This is a genomic window from Paracoccus sp. (in: a-proteobacteria), assembly GCF_047973135.1.
Classification (GTDB): domain Bacteria; phylum Pseudomonadota; class Alphaproteobacteria; order Rhodobacterales; family Rhodobacteraceae; genus Paracoccus.
On sequence record NZ_JBKEBL010000019.1, the window covers coordinates 1 to 2374 of the forward strand.

The window sequence follows — 2374 nt, forward strand, 5'->3', positions numbered from 1 at the left end:
AGGGCATCTCGGACGAGCAGCGGATCAATTGGCCGGGCCGTCCGGTCATCGCCGCCATGATCGCGGCGTTCTGCGTGCCGTCCATGCCAAAGGGCTTTTCACCCAGCAGATGTTTACCCGAGGCGATGATCTCTGGATAAATCGCCGCGTGCAGCACATGCGGCACGGCGCAATAGACCGCATCGACCTGATCATTGGCCAGAAGCGCGCGGAAATCCGTGGTTTTCTGACGGACGGATGGCAGATGCGTGCTGTACCACTCCATCAGCGCGGTATTGGTGTCGCAGACCGCGACGATCTCGGGCCGCGCCCTCATGTCCTGCAAATGCATCCAGCGTGCGGCGGCCGAGGCAAATTCGCGCCCCATCAGACCGCAGCCGATGATGCCGAAACGAACCGTTTTCATGGCCTTACCCCAGCTTTGACATGGCGGCGTCCACCGTCGCACCGTCATGGACGATGGCCATCAGCGCGGCGGTCATGCCTGCCGGATTGGCGTGGTGGATCACGTTGCGGCCATAGACGATGCCGCGCGCGCCCTGCTGCATCAGCACATGGGTGCGCGACAGGATTTCCTGATCCGAAACCTTGCCACCGCCGCGCACCAGCACCGGAATGTCCTGCGCGATCTGGATGACGCGGTGATATTCCTGTGGATCGTCGCAGGGATCGGCCTTGATGATGTCGGCCCCCAGTTCCACCGCCTGCCGGACCAGCGGCAGGATCTTGTCGATATTGCCATCGACCATATAGCCGCCCTTCCAATTGTCCTGCATGACCAGCGGTTCGATCATCAGTGGCATTCCGGCATCGTCGCAGGCGGGCTTGAGTTCGGCGATATTGCGCAGGCAGGCGGCATAGACTTCGGGCTGGCCGGACAGCATCAGCAGGTTGACGACGACGCAGGCCGCATCCAGCCGCACGGCCTGCGTGACCGGGCGGTCGATCATCTGCGAGAACAGGCTGCGCGGCAGCGGCGTGTCCGAGAACAGGCTGCGCGGCATCGGCGTGCCATAGACATTGGCCACATCGGTGCGCAGTACCAGCGCCGGGCGGTCCTTGCCGGGGCGGGATTGCAGGATCGTCGCGGGTCCGGGCGGCAACTGGATCGCGTCGGGTCGCGCCGATGCCACCGTGCCGATGGCGGCCTTCATGTCCTCGATCCCGCCCAGAAAGCTGGCTTCGTTGAACATGCCGTGGTCGATGGCTACGTCAAAGCAATTGCCCGATATGCCGAACAACCGGTTCATGCGTGCAAGTTTCATCGTCTCTTCCTCAGTTTACAGATAAATGAAAATTCCTGCCGGTCAGCAGGCGGTGAATCCTCCGTCCACGGGCAGCGAAATGCCGGTGATCATCGCCGCGCCATCGCTGAGCAGAAAGGCGATTGGGGCGGCGACATCCTGTTCGGTGGCCCATCGCCCCAGGGGCATCTGCGCCAGAAACGGGTCGGCGATTTCGGGGCGGCCCCAGTAAAAGGCCGACATTTCGGTCATCACCACCGTGGGATGTACGCCGTTCACGCGGATGCCATGCCGTCCCAGTTCCAGCGCCGAAACGCGGGTGATACTGTCCAGCGCCGCCTTGGACGCCCCGTAAGAGACATGTCCCCGCAGTGCCACCAGCGCCGCCTGGCTGGACACATTGACAATGGCCCCGCCCCGGCCCAGCCGGATCATGCTGCGCGCGGCGTATTTCGTGACCAGCAGCGCGCCTCGGGCATTGATGGCGATGACCTTGTCGAAAATGGCGATGTCGGTGTCCATCGGGGTTGCGATCTCGCCGCCGAAGCCGGCGCAATTGACCACGCCCCACAGATCCAGCCCGTCCAGCGCGGCGCGCACACTGTCCTCGGATGTCAGGTCGAAGGCAAGGCAGTCACAGCCGGTCGCGGCGGCCAGACCGGCCAGTTCGTCCAGCGTCGGCGCGCAGGCGATGATCCGCGCGCCCCGTTCGGTTAGATGGCGGACCAGAGCCGAGCCGATGGCCCCGCTGGCACCCGTGATCAGTATCGGCCCCTTATCATAGTCTGACATATCATTCACTCCAATTCATTCAACAGGCGAATGACCTGCCCGGTCAGGGCCGGGTCGAACCGCCTTTCGCCGTCGGCGCACAGCACCGCTCCGATGGCCATGGGGCGGGCCTGTTCGGCCAAATGGTACAGTTCGCTTGCATATGATGCCGGCAGATGCCCGGCATGGCGCCTTGCCGCGCGGCTGCGATAGCGTGCGGCGGCGGTTCCGGGCGAGACATGGCACCAGATCTCGATCACCTGGTCCAGCCTCGCACGGGCGATATGGTCGCGCAGCACGGATTCGGGCTGAAACCCGTGCCATGCGTCGATCACCGGTATCAGAGCGTCGGGAAATCC

4 protein-coding genes are annotated in these 2374 nt (G+C 63.9%); all 4 read right to left on the reverse strand.

The window, feature by feature from the left end; genetic code table 11:
* A partial coding sequence (locus ACK5L9_RS01320; protein WP_416909642.1) for a Gfo/Idh/MocA family protein occupies positions 1 to 406 on the reverse strand: 406 nt, incomplete at its 3' end.
* A gap of 4 nt (positions 407 to 410) precedes the next feature.
* The gene (locus tag ACK5L9_RS01325; protein WP_416909643.1) at positions 411 to 1265 is read right to left on the reverse strand and encodes a class I fructose-bisphosphate aldolase; all 855 of its coding nucleotides are present in this window, start codon (positions 1263 to 1265) and stop codon (positions 411 to 413) included.
* Between the two features lie 42 nt (positions 1266 to 1307).
* Positions 1308 to 2036: an SDR family oxidoreductase gene (locus ACK5L9_RS01330; RefSeq protein WP_416909644.1), complete on the reverse strand. Its 729-nt coding sequence runs from the start codon at positions 2034 to 2036 to the stop codon at positions 1308 to 1310.
* A gap of 5 nt (positions 2037 to 2041) precedes the next feature.
* A partial coding sequence (locus ACK5L9_RS01335) for a hypothetical protein (RefSeq protein ID WP_416909645.1) occupies positions 2042 to 2374 on the reverse strand: 333 nt, incomplete at its 5' end.